At 48.1% G+C, this 21,752-nt stretch carries 18 protein-coding genes; 7 read left to right on the top strand and 11 right to left on the bottom strand.

Features of this window, described 5'->3' with window-relative positions; all coding sequences use genetic code 11:
• Positions 1–5: 5 nt before the first annotated feature.
• The 11 genes from IMY23_RS07480 to IMY23_RS07530 are packed head-to-tail and all read right to left on the bottom strand — an operon-like array spanning position 6 to position 13,853.
• Positions 6–590, bottom strand: a complete 585-nt coding sequence (locus tag IMY23_RS07480; RefSeq protein ID WP_192821479.1) for a cytochrome c oxidase subunit 3 — start codon at positions 588–590, stop codon at positions 6–8.
• 6 nt (positions 591–596) lie between these two features.
• Positions 597–1,493: a heme o synthase gene (cyoE, locus tag IMY23_RS07485; RefSeq protein ID WP_225986445.1), complete on the bottom strand. Its 897-nt coding sequence runs from the start codon at positions 1,491–1,493 to the stop codon at positions 597–599.
• A gap of 8 nt (positions 1,494–1,501) precedes the next feature.
• Positions 1,502–2,578, bottom strand: coding sequence for a heme A synthase (locus IMY23_RS07490; RefSeq protein ID WP_192821480.1), 1,077 nt, complete (start codon positions 2,576–2,578; stop codon positions 1,502–1,504).
• 3 nt (positions 2,579–2,581) lie between these two features.
• Entirely contained in the window at positions 2,582–4,411 is a 1,830-nt protein-coding gene (locus tag IMY23_RS07495) for a cbb3-type cytochrome c oxidase subunit I (RefSeq protein WP_192821481.1), read from the bottom strand.
• Positions 4,412–4,434: 23 nt separating this feature from the next.
• Positions 4,435–5,499 (bottom strand): cytochrome c oxidase subunit II, encoded by a 1,065-nt coding sequence (locus tag IMY23_RS07500; protein ID WP_192821482.1) that lies wholly within the window; start codon positions 5,497–5,499, stop codon positions 4,435–4,437.
• Positions 5,500–5,523: 24 nt separating this feature from the next.
• On the bottom strand, positions 5,524–6,801 hold the full coding sequence (locus tag IMY23_RS07505) for a quinol:cytochrome C oxidoreductase (protein WP_225986446.1): 1,278 nt from the start codon (positions 6,799–6,801) through the stop codon (positions 5,524–5,526).
• A gap of 20 nt (positions 6,802–6,821) precedes the next feature.
• A complete protein-coding gene (locus IMY23_RS07510) occupies positions 6,822–7,529 on the bottom strand; it encodes a cytochrome c (protein WP_192821483.1) in 708 nt (235 codons plus the stop codon).
• Positions 7,529–8,053 carry a DUF3341 domain-containing protein gene (locus tag IMY23_RS07515; RefSeq protein ID WP_192821484.1) on the bottom strand — a complete coding sequence of 175 codons (525 nt, stop codon included), beginning with the start codon at positions 8,051–8,053 and terminating at the stop codon, positions 7,529–7,531. Before IMY23_RS07515 ends, IMY23_RS07510 begins: the two co-directional genes overlap by 1 nt.
• A complete protein-coding gene (nrfD, locus tag IMY23_RS07520) occupies positions 8,046–9,467 on the bottom strand; it encodes an NrfD/PsrC family molybdoenzyme membrane anchor subunit (protein WP_192821485.1) in 1,422 nt (473 codons plus the stop codon). The genes IMY23_RS07515 and nrfD overlap by 8 nt, the downstream gene beginning before the upstream one ends.
• Before the next feature lie 18 nt (positions 9,468–9,485).
• Positions 9,486–12,509 carry a TAT-variant-translocated molybdopterin oxidoreductase gene (locus tag IMY23_RS07525; protein WP_192821486.1) on the bottom strand — a complete coding sequence of 1,008 codons (3,024 nt, stop codon included), beginning with the start codon at positions 12,507–12,509 and terminating at the stop codon, positions 9,486–9,488.
• A gap of 36 nt (positions 12,510–12,545) precedes the next feature.
• Complete coding sequence (locus IMY23_RS07530; protein WP_192821487.1) at positions 12,546–13,853, bottom strand: c-type cytochrome; 1,308 nt, start codon at positions 13,851–13,853, stop codon at positions 12,546–12,548.
• Positions 13,854–14,884: 1,031 nt separating this feature from the next.
• On the opposite strand from IMY23_RS07530, the gene rpsF reads away from it, so the two are divergent.
• The 7 genes from rpsF (at position 14,885) to priA (ending at position 21,487) form a co-directional block, all read left to right on the top strand.
• The gene (gene rpsF / locus IMY23_RS07535; protein WP_192821488.1) at positions 14,885–15,256 is read left to right on the top strand and encodes a 30S ribosomal protein S6; all 372 of its coding nucleotides are present in this window, start codon (positions 14,885–14,887) and stop codon (positions 15,254–15,256) included.
• On the top strand, positions 15,253–15,504 hold the full coding sequence (gene rpsR / locus IMY23_RS07540) for a 30S ribosomal protein S18 (protein WP_048921044.1): 252 nt from the start codon (positions 15,253–15,255) through the stop codon (positions 15,502–15,504). The genes rpsF and rpsR overlap by 4 nt, the downstream gene beginning before the upstream one ends.
• 13 nt (positions 15,505–15,517) lie before the next feature.
• A complete protein-coding gene (gene rplI / locus IMY23_RS07545; protein ID WP_192821489.1) occupies positions 15,518–15,961 on the top strand; it encodes a 50S ribosomal protein L9 in 444 nt (147 codons plus the stop codon).
• Between the two features lie 83 nt (positions 15,962–16,044).
• Entirely contained in the window at positions 16,045–16,719 is a 675-nt protein-coding gene (locus IMY23_RS07550) for an HAD family hydrolase (protein ID WP_192821490.1), read from the top strand.
• Positions 16,720–17,120: 401 nt separating this feature from the next.
• Positions 17,121–18,101, top strand: a complete 981-nt coding sequence (locus tag IMY23_RS07555) for a GSCFA domain-containing protein (RefSeq protein WP_192821491.1) — start codon at positions 17,121–17,123, stop codon at positions 18,099–18,101.
• 331 nt (positions 18,102–18,432) lie between these two features.
• Positions 18,433–18,888, top strand: coding sequence for a hypothetical protein (locus IMY23_RS07560; RefSeq protein WP_192821492.1), 456 nt, complete (start codon positions 18,433–18,435; stop codon positions 18,886–18,888).
• Positions 18,889–18,952: 64 nt separating this feature from the next.
• Complete coding sequence (priA, locus tag IMY23_RS07565) at positions 18,953–21,487, top strand: primosomal protein N' (protein ID WP_192821493.1); 2,535 nt, start codon at positions 18,953–18,955, stop codon at positions 21,485–21,487.
• The last annotated feature ends 265 nt before the right edge of the window (positions 21,488–21,752 follow it).

Here is a 21,752-nt window from a genome sequence, read left to right on the forward strand (position 1 = left end):
GATTATTAATGGTTCAAGGTTAAGAAAAAGAACAGGTAGACCCAAAGGGCGCCTAAAAAGTGCCAGTAAATGGTGCACAGCTCAATTCTGATCAAGTTTTTGGAGTGCACCCGGTACCTGAAGGCCGAAATTACTACAATAATCAGAAAAATAAGCCCCGTGACCAGGTGAAAAGCGTGTACGCCGGTCAGCACATACATGAAAGACCCAGACGGGTTGGCGGTGCTACCACCAAAGTACACGTTGTTGTGCACCAATTCTCCCCAAGCTTCCCACTGGCCTATTAAAAACGCGGTGCCCGCCACAATGGTTAAGGCCAGGGCTAATTTAAGTGTCTTCAGATTATCACGCTTGGCGGCCACATATGACCACTGCATGAACACGCTGCTCAACACTAGAATTACCGTATTGATGATCAGGATATTGGGAAGGTCAAACTCCAGCCAATTCCCCTCTTCTCTTCTGACAATATAGGCACTGGTAAAGGCCGCAAACATCATGATGATGCTCACCAGCAAAAGCACGAGCATGAACTTGAGTGGGTGTACCCCTCTCCGCTGCTCTGGTTGTAATTCTGTATTTGCTACCATGGAATATTAAAGTCTATCAACCACAAACGCTATCTGCACAATGGGCAAATATAAAAAGGACCCAAACATAATATTCATAGCTGCCCGTTTAGAACAGGTGTGCATTAAATAAAACGTCTGCATCAAAAAAAGAACACCACAAGCAACCGCAATGAAGGCCGATGTTTTCCCCGCCATGCCAAATTGCAAAGGCAGCAAACTCAACGGAATCAGCAGCAACGTGTAAATCATGATTTGTATGGCAGTCTTCAAATTCTTGCCGCCTGCCATCGGCAACATTTTGAATCCAGCTTTCTTGTAATCATCATCCAGAACCCAGGCAATCGCCCAGAAATGAGGGAACTGCCACATGAATTGGATCCCGAACAAGACCCAGGCCTCCACGCCAATGTAACCCGTTCCGGCTACCCAACCAATCAACGGCGGCAAAGCACCTGGTATGGCACCCACAAACACGCAAATTGGGGAAATTCGCTTTAAAGGCGTATAAAAGAACCCATAAAGTAGCAAAGACAAAAAGGATAGCGCCGATGCCAGCCAATTGAACTGCAGACCAAGCAAAACCAAGCCTGCCACGCCCAACAGCACACAGAAAATAATGGCTTCCTGTACAGAAAGCACACCTTGTGGCAAGGGGCGTTTAGCGGTGCGCTTCATCAGTTTATCCAAGTCCTTTTCTAAGACCTGATTGATGATGTTGGCAGATCCTGTCACCAGAAGTCCTCCCAACATGACCATGGCGGTATCTGTCCAGTGTGAATCAGGGCGACCCAACAGAAAACCGATGGCACTCGAGAAAGCGACCGTAGCCGACAGCCTGAACTTTAAAAGCTGAAAATACGCGGTTACTTTACTCATAGCCGATGATGAACGGGCATTGTTGGTTACGTCTTGTACGAACATAATCTTGTTTATGCCACCATTTCGGGTGTAAGCCTTTTGTTTAATTGAGCGTAGCGGTAATATGCCAACAACTGGAACTGAAACCCAAATAGGGCCGTCCCCAACAATAAATGCAGCGGCTGTGCAAAAGCAGGCAGGGAGAAGTAAGCTAAAATTATACCCAAGAGTATCTCTAATCCCAACACCACCATTATTGCGTTTGCCACCTGCCTCATGTTCCGGTGCGCCAACTCTTTCATTTTTCTCCACAACACCACATTGACTACAAAAATCAAAATGGACAGTGACCGGTGCACGTAAAAGGAGGTTCCTAACTGTTCAATCCAGGTTTCTCTTCCCTGGTTATTTAAGTTAAAGGAAACTATATCAACCTGTTCTCTTACTTGTGTCCCGATAATTACCTGAACAAAGGTTAACACCAGCGCAAAGGCAATCAAGAAATATACAGCTCCAGATGAAGGAACCGTCATTTGACTGAATTTTACTTTCTCTGCTCTTACAACTATGTAAATCAAAAGAGCTACCAGTACCAAAGCCAAGGCCATGTGTACTGTTACCATTTCTGGCAAAAGATTGGTGGAGACAACCAATGAACCGAGCCACCCTTGAAACACCACCAATAAAAAGGAGGCTACTGCTCCCCAGAAAATAACTGGGTCCCGCTTCAGGAAAGGCCATGAATAGAGCACCGTTAGAAAAATCATGATCCCGATCACCACGCCCACCAATCGGTTCACATACTCAATCCAGGTTTTAGTTACATTGAACTCCGTCTCTATGTACTGAGACGGATGTGCAAATATCTCCTGGGCTACCTTAGTAAAACCTAATCCTTCAAGAGTCTGGGCAATGCGCTCGTTCTTCTGAATACGCTTTGCCTTGTACACCTCCAAATAATCAGGAGGCAATTGGCTTAAATTAGTGGGGGGGACCCACGACCCGAAGCATTTAGGCCAATCAGGGCAACCCATGCCTGACCCAGTGCTTCGGACGATCCCCCCTACTAAGATTAAAAAATAGACAGCAGCTATGGTATAGACTCCTATCCTGGTAAACCTTTTAGCACTAAAAGATTTATCGCTCATGCGTTATTCAAAATCCCTCTCGTAGGGCAGGTTAGATGACTGTGTCTGCGAAAACGGTACGTTCTGAGGAATAAAGTCTTCAGGGGCACCTGGCTTACTATAGTCATAAGGCCATCTATATACCACAGGCAGAGGACCAGGCCAGTTACCGTGACCAGGATTCACCGGTGTAGTCCATTCCAGCGTGTTTGACTTCCAAGGATTCTCTGTAGCTCTTCTACCTCTAAAAATGCTATATACAAAGTTGAACAAGAAGAAGAACTGAGCGGCAAATGCCACAATTGCAGCCACCGTGATAAAGGTATTCAAGTTCATGAACGTGCTGAACGTATCAAAGCCCGTCCAGGTGTAGTATCTTCTAGGGAAACCAGCAATACCAATGTAGTGCATCGGCATGAAGATCAAATACACACCGGCAAACGTAATCCAGAAGTGGATATAGCCTAGTTTCTCATCCATCATGCGGCCGAACATCTTAGGGAACCAGTGATACACACCGGCAAACATCCCGAAGAAGGCGGCACTACCCATTACCAAGTGAAAGTGAGCCACCACAAAATAGGTATCATGCAACTGAATGTCCAAGGCAGAGTTTCCTAAGATAATACCCGTCACACCACCTGAGATAAACAAGGATACAAAGGCAATGGAGAACAACATAGCCGGCGTGAAGTTGATGTTACCTCTCCAGATAGTGGCAATCCAGTTAAACACTTTCACCGCAGAAGGAACCGCAATGATCAAGGTCAGGAACATAAACACCGATCCCAGGAACGGATTCATACCCGACACGAACATATGGTGTGCCCATACAATGAAAGACAGCAAGGCAATTCCCAACATAGAACCAATCATGGCACGGTAACCGAAGATAGGTTTACGGGCACAAGTGGCAATTACTTCAGAGACAATACCAAAGGTGGGTAGAATTACAATGTACACCTCAGGGTGACCCAAGAACCAGAATAAGTGCTGGAACAAAACCGGGCTACCACCTGTATTAGTCAACGCCTCCCCTGCTACATAAATGTCAGATAAGAAGAAGCTGGTACCAAAGCTGCGGTCAAAAATTAACAGTAAGGCAGCAGAGAATAAAACTGGAAATGCCAGCAGACCCAAAATAGCCGTCAGGAAAAAGGACCAGATGGTCAATGGCAACTTAGCCATAGACAAACCACGGGTACGCAAGTTAATAACTGTTGTAATGTAGTTCACCCCCCCTAACAACTGGGAGATAATGAACAAGGCCATACTTACCAACCACATGGTCATACCTGCTCCAGAACCAGACATTGCCTGTGGCAAGGCGCTCAACGGCGGATACACCGTCCACCCACCAGAGGCAGGTCCTGTTTCCAGGAAAATGGAATAGAACATGATAATACTGGCCAGGAAAAAGAACCAGAAAGAAAGCATGTTCATAAAGCCAGAAGCCATATCACGGGCACCAATCTGAAGCGGAATCAAGAAGTTACTAAAGGTACCGCTCAACCCGGCTGTCAATACAAAGAATACCATAATGGTACCATGCATAGTCACCAAAGCAAGGTAAAACTCAGGATTGAGTTTACCACCTTCTACCCACTTGCCTAACAGAGGCTCCAGAAACGTAAAGGTAGCCTCAGGGAAACCCAACTGCATCCGGAACAAGCTAGACATAGTTCCACCAATGATAGCCCAGAAAATACCGGCAAACAGAAACTGCTTGGCAATGACTTTATGGTCTTGGCTAAAGATGTACTTCTCTATAAAGCTTTGGTCATGATGGTCATCATGATGATCATCATGCTCCAGATGCACATCTTTATGTAATGAAATATCCGTACTAGACATACAATACTATTAAAAGATTATAACTATTGTTTTGCAACAGGGCTAGAAGTAGCACCTGCATTTGTTGTTCCCATTGCTAGCGGAGCAGCTGCGCTGTCGGCGGTAGGAGCCTGTAACTGTGAAGCAAACGTCTGCTTCTTCTGTTCAGCTACCCATTTGGCATATTCCTCAGGCTCGTCCACCACCATCACCATTTTCATGGCAAAGTGACCACGTCCGCAAACTTCTGTACAAGCTAACTCATATTGAAATTCTGGATTACCAGTTTCGGTTTGCATTTCAGCAGTTGTTTTGGTTGGGATAAACCAGAAAGACGTAGGCATACCAGGCACCGCATCCATTTTCACTCTGAAATGGGGAAGGAAGACACTGTGAATTACATCTCGGGCTCTGATCTTCAACAAGACTGGTGTTCCTTTAGGAACGTGGAAAGAGCTGGTGCCTGGGGTGAAGTCATCTGCTGCATTCTTGTCTGTAAAATCAATACCGAATTCATTAGTGGCATCAATCAAGGTGTGTTTCACCAAACCCAGCTTGTTATCATCACCAGGATATCTTACTAACCAGTTAAACTGCTTGCCCATTATCTCCACCACTACAGATTGTTCTGGAGCAGGACTTGTAATACTTGCCCATGTTTTCCAGCCGGAGAATACCAACAAAGCCATAACCACAGCCGGAATCACCGTCCAGATTATTTCAATCTTGTTGTTGTGTGGATAGTAATAGGCTCGTTTGCCATCCTGGTGTTGGTATTTATAAGAGTACAGGAATAGTAGAATGTGTGTGACCACAAATACAAACCCAATTACCGCCATGGTTACCCAGAACATACTGTCTATGGCAACGCCGTGTTCTGAAGCCACGGGAAGAATCATGTCTTCTTGTGCATCTAGGAAAGACCAAATAAAGAGGGCTCCCATCACAAAAAAGAAAACAACCATCAGGATAGCATTCACCTTGTTGCTACGTCCTATATCTTGGCGGTAGCTTCCCTTAAAAATAGAAGCCAGTACCTGGATTCTAAATAAAAGGTAAAGAATTACCAGTAGAAGGATGATTGATAGTGCTACAGCAATCTTAATCATTATCTATTTCTTTAAATGTAAGTCTTAAACGTGATGGTGAACACTTTCATCCAAGAATGGGTGGTTCACAGGAACCAATGATCCTTTAGAAAGTTCTTTGGTAAACAGTACCAGGAAGAAACCCAAGAAAGTCAAGGCTGTACCTAACTCAATTAACCCAAAGCCACTTGCTGCGCGCATGGTGCCTGGCATAATCATGAGGTAAAAATCAAACCAATGCCCTATTAAGATGGCTATACAGACTATTTTTAGGAATAACATCTGCCGCTTCGCATCTCTGGTCATAAGAACAAGGAATGGGAATGCAAAGTTTATCAGAAGGTTGAAGAAGAAAATCCAAGTGTAGTGGTTGTTATTACCTCCTAAACGCTCCTGGAAATAGATTACCTCTTCCGGAATGTTGGCATACCAATACAACATGAACTGAGAGAACCAGATGTAGGTCCAGAAAATACTGAAACCGAACAAGAACTTACCTAAGTCATGTAAATGGTTAGAATTTACCATTTTCAGGTAACCAGCTTGCTTTAAGAAAACTAAGGTCAAGGTGATAGCCGCCAAACCTGATACCCACCAGCTGGCAAAAACATACCAACCAAACATAGTACTGAACCAGTGCGGGTCAATAGACAGAACCCAGTCCCAGGCAGACATAGAAGACGTCACACCGAAGATTACCAGGAAAGTAGCACCCAGTTTAATGCTCTTGTTATAGTGAACCAATCCTCCGTTTAAGTCTTCAGCCATGGACTCTCTTCTAAGCCATTTAAAGAACATGTACCAGAGGGCGAAATAAGCCACCATTCTGATTACATAAAACGTCACATTCAAGTAACCGCTTTTACCTGCTATAATGGCATCATAATTTGGATTGCCCACTTCTGTCAGGGAGTGATCCGTCCAGTGGAAAAGGGTGTTATGACCCGTGAATAAAATTGGAATCAAGAAGATACCCAACATCACCACGCCTCCAAACAATAGGTAGCTTCCTAATGCCTCAGGCACTTTTTTAATCACGACAGACCAACCGGCATAGGCTACATATTGAATAGACACAAACAAAACGCCCACTACCGCAATGCCTGTGAAGTACACATTGTTCAACCATAGGTTAGCCAACAATCTTTGTCCCCATCCGGCAACATGATGGCCAGCTGTCGCCTCGTGTCCTTCTCCATGACCACCGCTAAAGTTCGCAGCAATGATAAGACCGGCAACCAGGAGGATTAATCCCAGGGCTATCATGTAGAAGAACCGCGTGGTGGTTCTTTTAGGGATACTTAGTCTTTCTTCAGTTATCATTTCTAATTTACCTTTTAAGGTTAATTACGCGTATCCTTGGTAGGATCGGTAGTGGTACCTGTTACTGGATTTGTGTTCTGGTTGGTGCTGGCACCGTTAGGGGCATCAGTTGACTGTGAAGCGGTATCCTGTGAATCTCCTGCTATTTCAGTCTCGCCTTTTTGCAGACGCTGAACATACATGGCAATTTTCCAACGCTCTTCTGGGTTTACCTGCGTACCGTGAGGCATCATGCGGCCACGTCCATTGGTAATCACATGGAAAATATGACCACCCGGCAACGTGGCGTAACGGCCCTGGGTGAAATTTGGCACGCCTTTAAATTTAGCGCCTACCAAGCCATCTCCCGCGCCAGTCTCGCCGTGGCAAGGGGAACAGAAACGAAGGTAAAGCACTTTGCCTTCCTCCAATGTGGCCATGTTGCCTCTTAAAGGATTGGTCAGTTCATTACCAGCTACTTCTGCACTGTCTTTGGAGATATGTACATTAAAAGCCATTTTTCCACGGGCAATGGTATTAGCCGCAGGTACCCGCATGTTCAAACCACCAGGGTTTAACGCATTTTTGTTACCGTCAAGTTGCTTCAACGGTTCATAGGATACCGGATAATACATATCTGGCGCGTACTCCAAACCTGGATCCTGTGAGTTCTGACCGCAAGCAGCCATAAAGGCGGCGGAGAGGAGAATGAAAGAAGCCTTGGCCCCTGTTCTGAAGATGTTGTCCATTATTTAACTACCTCCTTCTCGTTAACTTCAATTGCCCCATTTGATCTGAGCAAATCATTCAATTGCGTAATGTCTATGCCTTCTTTCAGTTCAATGGCCATTACATATTTATCATCTGTGGAACGCACATCCATTACTGGTACCTTCATGGTTGGGCGCAGGCCACTGATTATAAAGAACGTGATCACCATACCAAAAGCCGCGAATAGAACTGTTAATTCAAACGTGACCGGTATAAAGGCTGGGATGGAGATGTGTGGCTTACCACCAATGATCATCGGCCAGTCAAACCCCAGCATGTAAATCTGCATCCAGAGCGCGAACGAGGTACCGCAAAGCCCACAGAAAAAGGCCACAATTGGCAGGCGCGAACGCTGAATTCCTAACACATCATCAATCCCGTGGATAGGGTAAGGCGAAAACACATCATGAATTTTGGTGCCTGCCGCGCGAATCTTCTCAATGGCGTTCAGCAGCACATCCTCGTCGTTGAAGACCCCGAGTATATATTTCTTACTAGTCATGTTTGGTTGGGTGGTTAGGTGCTGTGCCATGCATAGATGCGTCTGGGTTGTGCGTGTGGCTTACGCCGCTAGACGACTTCAAGATTGATTTCACCTCTGCCATGTTCACAACTGGAAAGAATTTGGCAAAGAGAAGGAATAAAGTAAAGAACAAGCCCATGGTGCCCACATAGATACCTACGTCAATGGCGGTAGGCGAGAACATTACCCAGCTAGATGGCAAGAAGTCACGGTGCAAGGAAGTCACAATGATCACGAAGCGCTCAAACCACATACCAATGTTCACAAAGATAGAGATGATGAACGTGGCGGTTAAGCTTCTCCGGATAGAACGGAACCAGAATAACTGAGGTGTGATCACGTTACAGGTCATCATGGACCAATACGCCCACCAGTAAGGGCCCGTTGCCCGGTTAATGAAGGCATACTGCTCATATTCCACACCGGAGTACCAGGCAATAAAGAACTCTGTGATATACGCTACCCCTACAATAGAGCCTGTTAAGGTGATTACCTTGTTCATGGATTCTACGTGCTCCAGCGTAATGTAATCCTCCAGCTTAAATACTTTGCGGGTAATGATCATCAAGGTCAATACCATGGCAAAACCAGAGAAGATAGCCCCTGCCACAAAGTAAGGAGGGAAAATGGTGGTGTGCCAACCTGGTATCACAGACGTGGCAAAGTCCATAGATACAATGGTGTGAACCGAAAGTACCAGTGGCGTTGCTAAACCAGCCAGAATCAAAGACACCGTCTCATACCGTGACCAATGCTTGGCAGAACCGGTCCAGTTCATGCTTAACAGGGCATACGCTCTGCGGGCAATAGGACCAGTGGCTCTGTCTCTAATGGTAGCGAAGTCAGGAATAAGGCCAATGTACCAGAATACCAGTGATACTGAGAAATAAGTACTGATCGCGAACACGTCCCAAAGAAGCGGTGAGTTAAAGTTCACCCAGAGAGAACCAAACGTGTTTGGCAAAGGAAGTACCCAATACGCTAACCATGGCCGGCCCATGTGCAATACCGGAAACATGGCCGCACAGATTACCGCAAAGATGGTCATCGCCTCGGCTGCCCGGTTAATGGAGGTTCTCCACTTCTGACGGAACAACAACAAGATGGCGGAGATAAGCGTACCGGCGTGGCCAATACCTACCCACCATACGAAGTTGGTGATATCCCATGCCCAACCTACGGTTTTATTCAAACCCCACTCGCCAATACCATACCAGAGGGTGCGGTAAACGGAATAAAGGAATATACCGAGAAAAACCAGAGAAACCCCCAGGGCCATCATCCAACGGATGTTCGGCTTGGCTTCCACCTGCCGGCATACGTCTTCCGTGATGTCTGCATAAGTTTTACCCCCGGTTACTAGGGGCTCTCTTATCGGAGATACGTGCTGCATATATCTTTCTGTGTTAAATTAAGCTTGGTTTCTGATTTTGGTTAAGTAGGTCACGTTTGGCTGAGTGTTCAGCTCTTCCAGTACGTGGAAGGCACGTTCTCCTTTTTCGCGGTTCAGGATCTTAGAGATCTGGCTGTTTTGATCCAGCATGTCCCCAAAGATGATGGCGTTGGTTGGGCAAGCCTGCGCACAAGCGGTCACAATCTCTCCATCTACCGGACGGCGGCTTTCTTTCTTCGCCTCCAATTTACCGTACTGAATACGCTGCACGCAGAAAGAGCATTTCTCCATTACCCCGCGTGACCGTACGGTTACGTCTGGGTTCAAGACCATTTTGCCCAAATCATTGTTCATCTGGTAGTCAAACTTCTCGTTGTTGGCGTAGTTGAACCAGTTAAACCGGCGCACTTTGTACGGACAGTTGTTGGCGCAATAACGGGTACCCACGCAACGGTTATACACCATTTGGTTCAAACCTTCAGTGCTGTGCATAGTAGCGGCAACCGGACAAACTGTCTCACATGGTGCGTGGTTACAGTGCTGGCAAAGCATAGGCTGGAAAATCACCGAAGGATTCTCTGACGGATTCTCCATTTTCTCAAACCCACCGTCTTCACGGGTGGCGTTGCTGCTGTAATAGCGGTCAATACGCAACCAGTGCATTTCACGACGGTTCAACACTTCTTGCTTGCCTACTACAGGAACGTTGTTTTCTACCTGGCAACCAATAGTACAAGACCCGCAGCCAATACAAGAGTTCAGGTCAATGACCATACCCCAATGGTGGTTCTTATACTCGTAATCTTGCCAAAGCGATATTTTCTGCGGAGACTGCGGTCCATCTGGCGTGGCAATCTTAATATATTCGGTAACGCTCTTAGGATCTTTCTTGTAGTTGGCCAGGGTATTTTCCTGTACTACAATACGGCCCATTACGGTGTGGTGCGTCTGGGTTTGGGCAATTGGCTTGTCAACGCCTGCTTTCTCTACCGTTACTACATTAGAGAACAAGATCTGGTCTCCGGAAACGGTTGCCAGCGGGTACACATTGGCACCTACGTTGTTGGCCGCCTGGCCTGCATGCGTACGACCATACCCAATAGCGATACCAATAGATCCTGGCGCTTGGCCTGGTTGAATCAGAACCGGCAATTCAATAGTCTTGCCTTTGGCGGTCACACGTACCACATCATTCTGCTCAATTTCCTTGGCTACGGCATCAGCTTGTGACATGGTCACATAGTTATCCCAGGTAGCTTTGGTGGTTGGGTCAGACATTTCCTGCAACCATGGGTTGTTAGAGTGCTGTCCGGCGCCAATACCTACTTTCTCGTAGATAGCCAGTTCAAAACTGTTACCAGAGGCCTTGCTGGTTTTGTTAATGCTTACCGCTGCCGCGGCTAAAGTCATAGGGGCAGCAGGAGCAGTTGGCTCGTTGGCACCGGTGGTACCAGTGGCCACGCCATCATGCACTACCTTGTCCCAGGCGGCGCCGTTTCCGGCAATGCCAGACCAGGTACGTTGAATGGTAGTATAGAAATCAGAAGTAGAACCAGCCCATTTCAGAAGCGAATCCTGAGCTTGTCTGGTATTGAAGATGGTAGTTATGGTAGGCTGAGCCAAGCTTAAGAAACCTCTTTTGGCTTCATAGTCATTCCAGGACTCCAGGAAGTGGCTGTCTGGGCAGATGTAGTCCGCTAAATGGGCCGTTTCATCAGCACGGTCTGCGAAAGAGATTTTTACGCCTACTTTCTTCAAGCCGCTCACTACTTGTTGGCTCAACGGGTGGTCATACACAGGGTTGGCTCCGTAGAAAATGACGGCGCCAACGCTTCCGTTGTTCATGTCATTCACCAAACGCACCATGCGGGCATCATCGCCCTGGCGTACGTAAGAAGGAACCGCTGTATTGATGGTAGTGCCGTCAGCGCCTAAAGCTCTGTTGATAGCGGTTACCAAGGTTTGTACCGCTGGGTCATTTGAATCAGAGACTACCAAGGCAGCACCGCGGTTGGCGAGCAATTCTTTGGCAGCGGCATCAATTTGCTTGGCAGCGGCCGCATTGGGAGCCTGAATGGCTTCTGCCCCGGTTCCGCCGGCTACTCTGTTGTAAAGAGCAGCCACCACAGATCCATACTCAGATGGTTTCACCGGCACGCGTACATCAGCGTTAGCACCTGTCAAAGACAGGAAGCTCTCAAACTGAATGTGGCGCGACATGTTAGGATTGTCTGCCGTTACCTTGCGGTTGGTGATATATTGCTTGGAGTATTCTACCGGTGAAATCCAGGAACCCAGGAAGTCAGCGCCAATAGAAACAATAACTCTGGCTTTGCTGAAATCATAGCCTGGTACCAATCCGCCGTTCGCTCTTAACAAAGCAGAGGCAGAATGGGCATCATAGGTTACGTGCTCAAAGGCTGGGAACTGTGCCCCAAACTCTCTGATCACGGTTTTAGTGCTAGGGCTGATGATGGTATTAGAAACCAGCACCACGCGGCCTTGCACTCCTGTTAATTTTGTTCTGATTTCCTGGTCAATTTTCTCCCAGGTTGTGTCTTGCCACTGATCCTCTCCTTTTCTGATGGATGGCGCTTTTAGACGGTTGTTGTCATAAAGGCTCAACAGAGAAGCTTGGGTACGGGCGTGCGTACCGCCGGCAGTGATGGGTGAAAGCGTGTTGCCTTCAATTTTGATAGGTCTACCTTCCCGGGTCTTTACCAAGATAGGGTTGTAGATATCTCCCATGAAATAAGTAGACGCGTACCAGTTAGGCACACCCGGCTCTACTTCTTCTGGTTTGTTCAGATATGGGATTGCCTTCCGTACCGGAGCCTCACAGGAAGCCAGCGTTGCCGCCGCTACCCCAAAACCCAATAACTTTAAGAAATCACGTCTGGGCGCAACGGGAGTAGAAGCATCTCCTCCGCTTGTCTCGCTTACTGGCAGGAATTCAGGAAACTCGTTATGAGCATGCTTCTGGAATTCCGGAGTGTTGTTTAACTCCTCTACCCCTCTCCAGTATTTAATTGTTTCTTGCATATATCTCAAAAACTCAAATTCAGGATATGGAATTGATTAATAGTGGCATTTTGAACACTCGGTTCCGCCGTTAGACGCCACCACAAAGGCACCTTTAGACTGCTGCTCATGCAACTTCACCAGGTTGTCATAATAGGCGTTGCCCTCTGTGTTCATAGGCGTGTTGCGGTGACAGTCAATACACCAGCCCATGGTCAGAGGCGAGTACTGGGCCACCACTTCCATGGTTTCAATTGGGCCGTGGCAGGTCTGGCACTCTACGCCACCCACTTTGGTGTGCTGAGAGTGGTTGAAGTACGCCAGGTCTGGCAAGTTGTGCACGCGCACCCACTCAATAGGCTTGTTGTTTTCAATAGCCCGGTAGATCTTCTGAATCTCTGGAGACTCCTTCTTGATCTGGCTATGGCAGTTCATACAGATGTTGGCCGAAGGAATGTTGGCGCTGGCGCTTTTGTAAACCGACGTATGGCAATAGTTACAGTTAATCTGGTGGTCACCGGCGTGCAACTTATGAGAGAACGCAATAGGCTGGCGTGGCGCGTAGCCCTGCTGAATACCAATACCCATCACTTTGTCCATGGTAAGGTCTACCAGCACTACTACTACTATAAGGCCTACCAGAATACGGACTGCTCTTGATTTGTAGATATTCGCCCAATTGGTGCGCTGTGCCAGCATTTCCTGCTCAGCACCGGTCAAATCAGATTTGTTGGCCAGGTAGTTCTTAAGAACAGAGGCAATGATCACCAATGTAATCACCAACACAATCAGCACAATAACCAATACCACTAACAGCAAATCAATTGAACTACTGTTAACAGCACCAATTGAGTTTTCACCAGTGTTGGTGCCTGCCGTATTGCCTTCAATTCCGCCTGGTCCAGTTACGGCAGTTGGCGTCTCGCTTTCCTTTTTCATGTAGGCGATGATAGCGCCTAATTCATCATCAGAAAGAGCAAAAGATGGCATTTGCTGCTTGGCGTACTGGTTGAAGACCTCTACCGCTTGCTTGTCGCCGCTCTGGATCAAAGCACTGGAGTTCTTGATCCATTTCTTCAACCAATCATCGGTTCTTCTTTTATGTACATCTTTCAGACCGGGCCCTACAACTACATCGGTGCCCACAGAGTGACACTGCGTACAGTTGTTTTTGAAAAGGGTGCTTCCCGCGTCAATGACACCGGCATCTGCCCCACCGCCAGCGGCGGGAGTCTCAGAACCCGGTGTTACACCCGCAGTCCCTACCTGAGCGGCCTCTTGTGCGAATGCACTGGAAACCACAAAGAACAAGAAGAGAAAAGGGAGTAGGAAAATGTATTTTGCTCTCTTTTTACAGCTAATCATAGCTTAAATGTAGTGTTAAGGATGGTGAAAGTACATTATGGGCACAAATCTACTACCCTAAGTCCATTAATCAAACACAATATTTCTTATTTTTAGATGGGTATTAGTACTGACAAAGCCCTGTCAAAAACCGCTTAAACTATTCACCACAGGCCTTTTAACCGCTATTTAGACGGTTTATAAATTACTCTTGATTGGGGCATTTTGAGGCTGCCCTTCAGCTCATTTCCATCTTAATTTGGCAGCGGCTCAGGCAAATACTGCCGGTTGGCTATTCGCTAAAGAATAGAGCAGCAGATAGTTTGCAGATTTGTGCCATTGGGGCATTTCTAAAAACCGGTGAATCTGGGCAGCTCTCTCCTGTCACGTTTGTTCCTGTTTTGCATGGGTTTGATTTATATTTCTCTTTTCTCCGAAATCATGCTTGAACAAGGCTTATTTCTAGTTGTTGAAGAAGCTTGTTTCCGTTTTTGGCTTCATTTCCGGAAATGAGCCCGAAAACGGAAAGACCTGTATAGCCAACTTTCTGAAGTTGTTTTACTGTAGATGGCACTTAGGCCACAGGCAGTATGACCATCGGTGCCTCGCCTCTTGAAACTGAATTGCGAATGACTGTTAAGAACGGGTTTTTGGGTAGGGGCTTTCATATGGAAACTCAGCCACGCATCGCTGTCTAACAAAGGCATCACTTCCACCCATACTATTATATATAGTATGCCCAGGAATAACCGCCCTGTTTTCGGGCTCATTTCTGGAAAGGAGCCCGAAAACGGAAGCCCTTCTTATTATAGCTTCCTCTACGTTCGTTTACCCATTTACCAACGTGCCTTGGGCTTTGCACACCATTTATATACAGGAATGGCTGAAGCAAGCGTAACGTTATGTTGCGATGGCACCTAACCGGTGGGAAACGCTTACATGACAGAGCGTTGGGGCGATGGCGTGCCAGTTGGCCATTCCTAAACATTTTTTGGTTAATTCTCAGATATGGCTTACCTTTGCCCCTTCGAACCAAAATCATTTTCACACAAATGAATTTAAAAAATTACGAAGTTCTCTTCATCATGACCCCGTTACTCAACGAGGTGCAGATGCAGGAGACGGTCGAGAAGTTCAGACAGGTGCTTAAGGAAAATAGCGCCGACATTATTCACGAGGAGAATTGGGGCTTAAAAAAATTAGCGTACCCAATACAGAAGAAGAACACCGGCTTCTATCACCTTGTAGAGTTTCAGGCTCCTACCAATGTAGTAGACATCCTGGAGCTTGCGTTCCGCAGAGATGAGAAAATCATCCGCTTTTTGACCACCGCCCTTGACAAGCACGCTATTGCTTACAATGAGCGCCGCAGAAAAGGTGAATTCAAATCGTCTAAAAAAGAGAAGGAGGCCGTTGCATCATGAGTTTAGTAAACGAAAAAATCCACAAGCAGGACACGCGTAAAAAATACTGCCGTTTCAAGAAAAACGGAATCCAGTACATTGATTACAAAGACGGTAACTTCTTATTGAAGTTTGTGAACGAGCAAGGCAAACTGTTGCCGCGACGTTTAACTGGAACCAGCTTAAAATTCCAGCGCCGCGTGTCTCAGGCCGTTGCCAGAGCCCGCCACTTGGCAATTTTGCCTTATGTAACAGATTCTTTAAAATAAGGAGGTAACCCAGATGGAAATTATTCTGAAAGATGACGTGAAAGGCGTTGGCTACAAAAACGATATTGTTGACGTGAAGCCAGGTTATGGCCGTAACTATTTGATCCCACAGGGCCTGGCTGAAATGGCTACCCCGTCGGCTCGTAAAGTTGTGGCTGAGAACGTTCGCCAAGCTGCCCACAAAGCAGACAAAATACAGAAAGACGCCCAAGACCTGGCTAACCGCATTGGTGACACCTTGTTGGAAATCCCTGCCAAAGCAGGTGAGACCGGCAAAATCTTTGGTGCCGTTACTACCGGTCAGGTAGCCGAGGCCTTGAAAGCCCTTGGGTATGACGTAGACCGCAAGCGTGTTGACTTTGACCAGGAGGTTAAATCTCTGGGCGAGTACACCGCTACCTTGAACCTGCACAAAGAAGTGAAACACCAGGTTCGTTTCAACGTGGTGGCTGCCTAAGGTTCCCATTCACAAGCATGTACACATCCTGCTGCACCCGGTGCGGCAGGATGTTTTGTTTTCACCCCATCCCTCCTATCCCCATGCCGCACTACCAGGTCATTTTGTTTGATTTTGACGGAACGCTCTGCGCTACCCAAGCCTCCATTATCTATACTTTCCAGAAAACCTTTGCCCAGCGCGGCGCGCCTATTCCTACGGAGGAGGCTATTATACATGGAATTACATCAGGCGTGACGTTGGTTGAATTTCTGCCATTTCTGTACCCGCCGCTTCTGCACGTGCCGCCCACTGAGTTACAGGATTGGGTACAGCACTACCGCAACTTGTACAGCCAGGAAGGCGCGGCCTACACAACCCTGTTCCCCGGCGCTAAGGCGCTGTTACAGCAGTTACGGCAACAAGGCCTTGTCTGCGTGGTGCTCAGCAACAAAGGCCAGCAGGCCATTGAGGAAGCGCTGGCGCATTTTGGATTGGCCTCTAACTTTGACCTTGTCATCGGTGACAACCCGGCCTTGCCCCTGCCAAAGAAACCTGATCCGGCCGCCTTTCTGCAGGTGATCCAGCCCCGTTACCCGCACGTGCCGCCCTCAGGTTTTCTGATGGTTGGCGACACCCAGGCAGACTTGGCCTTCGCCCAAAACGCTGGCATTGACGCTTGCTGGGCTGCCTTTGGCTATGGTGATGTGGAAGCCTGCCACTTGGCCTGTCCTAAATTTACCATTGACGAATTGGGTCAGTTGTTGGCGTTGGTGTAAAGATTTGACCTACCTGTCCCACCTAAGACAGGAAAAGCCACGGCTCAATTTAATGGAGAGTTTTTGGTTATGCCGAGGCAATGCGTAAGAGACAAGGCGGTGCCTGGTCTCTACAGTTTTTTTTCGTTTTTGGCTTCATTTTCAGAAATGAGCCCGAAAACGGAAAAAGTCAACCATCTACCTTTTCACGCGAAAAGCAGTTTTTACTTAACTTAGCCTCAGAGCTTGTTTAAAATTTGATTTTGCAAGCGAAAATTGGGAGCGAAAGGTTCTGGCGAAGCGTTTTTTGAGCAGCATAGCAGCGCTATGGTGAGAAAAAAAGGCAAAGTCAGGTTCTTTTGATATCAGTTTGCAGCGCGAAAGACAATTTTAAACATGCTCTCAATCCAATATCACCAACCATGCAATTCAGAACTGAGATAGAGATTCCCGCTGCGGCCAAGCCTTTAGACCGCGCGCAGGGCATTGTAACGCTGGGCTCCTGCTTTGCCGAGGTGATAGGTCGGAAATTGGAGCAAACCAAGGCGAAGGCGCTGGTCAACCCGTTCGGGACGGTGTTTAACCCGCTGTCGGTGCACAAGCTGGTAGCCGCGGCATTGACGCAGGATTTTGAGTTTCTGGAGCAAGGAATGGTGCAGCAGCAAGGGCGTTGGGTTCATTATGATTTCCATTCGTCGTTTGCGCAGGAACAGCCAGAGGTTTTGCTGCAGAACCTGAGGGAGAAGCTGATACAAGTGGGTGAGTTCCTGAAAACGGCGCAGGCTTTGTTGCTCACGTGGGGCACGGCTTTTGTGTATGAACGGCTAGACACCGGCGCTGTGGTGGCCAACTGCCACAAGGTGCCGCAGAAACAATTCAACAAACGGCTGTTGCCCCTAGAGGAAATTCAGGAAAGCACGAAGCGGACCCTGAATTTGCTTCAAACGCATTGCCCTCACCTGCAGGTCATCCTCACAGTGTCGCCGGTGCGGCACTTGAAAGACACCTTGCCCTTGAACAGCGTAAGCAAAAGTCTGCTGCGGGTGGCCGCGCACCTGGCCCAGGAACAACATGCCCAGGTTTCATATTTCCCCGCGTATGAACTGCTGTTAGATGACCTGCGCGACTACCGGTTTTTCAGTGATGACCTGCTCCATCCCTCTTCCCTGGCCGAGGAGTACATCTGGAACAAGTTCTTGCGTGCGTACGCCGACCCCACCTTCATCCATTTTTTAGACCGTTGGCAACAGTTGTCCAGAGACTTGGCGCACAAACCGTTCAACCCAGAGAGCCCGGCCCACCAGGCATTTCTCCAAAAACTGCTGCAGCGTCTGCAAGCCTTGGCCTCCGAAGTTGATGTGACCGAAGAAATAGCCGCGGTGCAAACCCAAATCCTTCAGTAACAGATTCTGTTTTCGGCTTCATTTTCAGAAATGAGCCCTAAAACAGAAAACGTCTACTATAAGTTCACGCCTTTTTTTAAGCCAAATACTACTTCCTTTTTATTCGGCGGCAGGTACTAGAATGGTGAAAAATAGTTTAGCACTTTTTACGGTATACTCTATAAACCAAGAAAGTTTTTTAATGCAAAATGATTCAAAACAAAGGAGTTAGGCTTTGTAACGCTTTTCGTCCTTGCACTAAATAAATATCCTGCCGAAATTTGTAAGACAGCTGCGAATGGCTTTCGTGCCCACGCGCCTGTAAATTTCAACCCATTATAAAACCCCTGAAGTGAAGAAGTTAATAGTACTGGTAGGATTGCTGTTGGCCTGCGCCACCGCCACCTTCGCGCAAGACGGATCTGGGTACTGGGCCCGTTTAGACAAAAACCACCCCGAAGTAGCGGTGGAAACCATTCTTAACTCTAACATTGAAACCCCGGAAGCCGGGTACCGCCTGAACCTGATGTATGATGGGCAGTTCCGGAAGCTGACCCAGGCCAACCATGAACTTATGCTGAGCCATGGCCTCAAGAAAAGCGAACTGAAAGACTACAAATACGAACTCCTGTTCAAGCACAAAGACCAGGAACTGTGGCTGCCGGTGCAATCTGAGCTTATTGAGCAGTTAAAGCTGGAGTTAGACCAAAACGAGCCCGTGTTGCTGTACACCACGCTCCTGCAAAACCTAACCCAGGAAGCAACTGCGCAAAAGACTTTGTTAGTAGAAGAGTTCCGGGCCAACTAATAAGGAAAAACAAAGCCTTCCGTTTACGGTCCGTTTTCACGAACTTTGGCGTAAACTACCCGCTTTGACTCCTGAATTAGAATTCCATATTCCGCAAGATGACGTCTCTGAACGGGTAACCCTGTTCGCGGACGTCATTTTGCCGTTGCCCCTGCCCAAACTTTTCACCTACCGCGTGCCTTATGAGATGGCCGATGAAGTGTCTGTGGGTGTGCGCGTGCTGGTGCAGTTTGGGGCCAAGCGGGTGCTGAGCTGCGTGGTGGCGCGCATTCATGAGACGCCGCCTAAAGAGTACCAGGCCAAATACATTCTGGAAGTCATTGACGAGAAACCGGTGGTCACGGGCCAGCAGCTGCGCCTCTTCCTCTGGATGGCTGAGTACTACCTCTGCACCCTGGGTGAAATCATCAACGCCGCCCTTCCTTCAGCGCTCAAACTCAGCAGCGAATCTAAGATTCAGTTGCACCCGCAGTTCTCTGAGGAAACCAATGAGTGGCCGCTTACCCAGCATGAGCAGAACATCATCTTCGCGCTCCGGCAGAAACCGCACCTCACCTTTACGGAGGTGGGCCAACTGCTGCAACTCACCAGCTTCCATAAAATCATCAAGTCGCTGCTGCTCAAAGACATCATCATTATCTATGAGGAGATTGCTGAAAAGTACGCGCCCAAAGTAGTAAAGAAAATAAGGCTGGCTCCGATGTTCGCCACCGACGAGCAGACGCTGGAGGAACTCTTCAACCAACTCGCGCCCAAAGCCAAACAGCTGGATGTGCTGTTGAAGTACGTGCAATTGTGTCCGCTTATGCAGGATTTAAGCGCCAACGACCAGGGCATTGACAAAAACCTGCTTACTTCCAACCCGCACCTGTCGCTTTCGGCTATTAACACCTTGCTGAAGAATGGCGTGCTGGAGCAGTTTGAGGTGGTGGTGAGCCGTTTCCCGCTGGCCGAGGGCCGTGGCCCCTTCTTAATGGCCGAACTCTCTCCTGCCCAAGCCAAGGCCAAAGAAGAGATCCTGGAAAGCTTTGGTGAGAAAGACACGGTGCTCTTGCATGGCATAACCGGCAGCGGCAAAACCGAAGTCTACATTGACTTGATTCAGCACGCCGTAGAGGCCGGCGGACAGGTCTTATACTTATTGCCAGAAATTGCCCTCACCGCGCAGATTGTGGTGCGCCTCAAACGCGTCTTCGGCGACAGATTGGGTGTGTACCATTCCAAATTCTCAGACAATGAGCGCGTGGAAGTCTGGAACGGCATCTTGTCGGGCCGGTTTCAGGTGGTGGTGGGCGTTAGGTCTTCCATTTTTCTGCCGTTCCATTCGCTGTCTCTTATTATAGTAGACGAAGAGCACGAGCCGTCTTACAAACAACATGAGCCTGCGCCGCGCTATAACGCCCGTGAGGTGGCCTTGATCATGGCACAGTTCCATAACGCCAAGACCTTGCTGGGCTCCGCCACGCCATCGGTGGAAACCTATTACCATTGCCAGAGCGGCCGCTGGGGCCTGGTGAATCTGTTGGAGCGTTACGGCGAAGCCACGTTGCCCGAGGTGGAGTTGGTGGACGTTCGCCAGGAAGGCCTGCGCAAGAACATGCTCAGCCATTTCTCCCAGAAACTGATCAATGCTCTGGAAGACACGCTGCACCTCAAACAGCAGGCCATCCTGTTCCAAAACCGAAGGGGTTACGCGCCCTTTATCGACTGTAATGAGTGCGCCTGGATTCCGAAGTGTAAAAATTGCGCGGTCAGTCTCTCGTACCACAAGTATTCCAATGAGCTAAAGTGCCATTACTGCGGCTACGCCGAAAAGAAACCAAATGATTGCCCGGCCTGCGGGTCTACCATGCTCAAAACGGTGGGCTTTGGCACGGAGAAGATTGAAGACGAACTCAAATTAATCATTCCGCAGGCGCGCATCCAGCGCATGGACCTGGACACCACCAAGCGCAAAAACAGTCACCAGCAGATCATTGAGGATTTTGAGCAGATGCGCACCGACATTCTGGTGGGCACGCAAATGGTGACCAAGGGCCTGGACTTTGAACACGTGAGCCTGGTGGGCATCCTGAGCGCCGACAGCATCATTCATTACCCTGATTTCAGGGCGCATGAGCGGGCGTACCAGTTGTTTGTGCAGGTAAGTGGCCGGGCCGGACGAAAAGGCAACAAAGGTAAAGTCTTGATTCAGACGGCCAACCCCAACCAGCCCATTTTCCAAAGAGTCATTAACCATGATTACCAAGGTCTGTATGAACAGGAGATTGCTGAGCGCCAGAAGTTCCGGTACCCGCCGTTTGTACGCATCATCAGGATTACGGTGAAACACCCAGAGGCCCGGCCCTGTGAGCAGGCGGCTATCTTGTTGGCCCATGACCTGGTGGACCGCCTGGGCAGAACCGGCGTGTTGGGTCCAGAGCCGCCGCACATCTTTAAAATCAGAAACCAGTTCCTGCAGGAAATCCATGTGAAACTAGACCGTGACAGCGGCCACTTGCGCGCCTCCAAGCAGCAGATTCAGGAAGCGGTCTATGCCTTTACGCACCACAAAGACTTCAAAAATCTGCGGGTGGTGGTAGATGTGGACCCTAACTAACTGGTTCCATTTCATCTGGTTCTTCGCCAGAAAGCACCTTCATTTTCAGTTTCTTAGGCCGTTGCCCAAAGCCTTTTCAGCGCCATTCCTTCGGTTTTTCTGTTTTTGGCCTCATTTCCCAAAATGAGGCCAAAAATAATGTCCCGTTTCGTCCCGCAAAAAGGCGGTCTCGTCACTTGATTTTGCGCCTTCGTCCATAAAGTGGTCTTTTAACATTTTATTAACTAGCTGGCAAGCAACCTATTCCCGTAATTTGCATCTATAT

This window comes from Rufibacter sp. LB8 (assembly GCF_014876185.1).
In the GTDB taxonomy this organism is placed as follows: domain Bacteria; phylum Bacteroidota; class Bacteroidia; order Cytophagales; family Hymenobacteraceae; genus Nibribacter.